The organism is Coprococcus sp. TM115-187, from assembly GCF_027679115.1.
GTDB lineage: Bacteria > Bacillota > Clostridia > Lachnospirales > Lachnospiraceae > Allocoprococcus > Allocoprococcus comes.
This window is the reverse complement of sequence record NZ_JAQEKS010000058.1, coordinates 1-939: the sequence shown is the minus strand read 5'-3', so window position 1 is coordinate 939 and position 939 is coordinate 1. Positions and strand designations below refer to the sequence as shown.

Annotated in this window: 2 pseudogenes; both read right to left on the bottom strand. The window is 40.9% G+C overall.

The annotated features are described in order from the left end of the window. Window positions 1-313 precede the first annotated feature (313 nt). Window positions 314-507: pseudogene (locus tag PGW42_RS15790) on the bottom strand (helix-turn-helix domain-containing protein). Window positions 508-615: 108 nt separating this feature from the next. Beyond that, window positions 616-939: pseudogene (locus PGW42_RS15785) on the bottom strand (RNA polymerase subunit sigma); the annotation flags it as partial.

The window sequence follows — 939 nt, the reverse complement described above, 5'->3', positions numbered from 1 at the left end:
TGGGCTGAACCGTGTCATACGGGTGTATCATTATCCTGTGTTGCAGGTCATGGCAGAACAACTTTTCCAACGGTCGCTCCCAGATCATTGCATGAATCGCTATCTCCCGATTGGGAAAGTCACGGCGTACAACTTCCGATGGCTCACTGCAAGCACAAATGTATCTGACTGCTTTATTCACTTGTCAAAGAACTGTTAGGCTCTTGTCAGCCTGTATCAATTCATTTTTACAAATGGACTGATACAGAATGATAAGAAAAAGCGGAACAGGAAAGAGGGGAGTTTGTTAAATCATGCTCCGCTCAAAGATTACTTAATGTTCGTCTATTTCAAATTCACATATCATTTTCAAAAGGGCTTCTCTGATACGTCCCTTTAATTCCATATCAACCACAATGTATATTAGGCTTCATAGAACAGCAACAGCTTTTCTATGGCAGTTTCGTTACCGTCCACGGCTGATGATATGAGAAAAAATGATGGAAGTGTGTGTTGCTTATTTTTCATTTGTTTTCTTCTCCTTTAACTGCTTTTTGATTTCTTCAAGTGAATTTCTTCTGTGTCTGTATGATGTGCTTCGGTTGATGTTCAGCTTTTTGCCTATCTCCGAATCGCTCATATCCAAGAAAAAAACATCAATACAATGTTCCGGCTCTGCTCCGGCAACTGTTTCAGTGCTTCTGCAAGTTCTTCGTCAAGTACATGGATTTCTGTACCGCACACATCGAATGTTGTATATTCACTTTCGTAATCGTCCCATACAATCAATTTCTCAACAACAATCTCTGGAAGCCCACAAAAGGATACTTCCTTTGCCTGTCGTCTGGCTAATTCCTTGCGGTAGTTACGGACAATGCCTTTCACAACCTTTTTGAGCTTACAGTCAAACTGACACTGTATTGTCTTTTGGAAGTCTGATGGTTTCAAAATCACACCCCC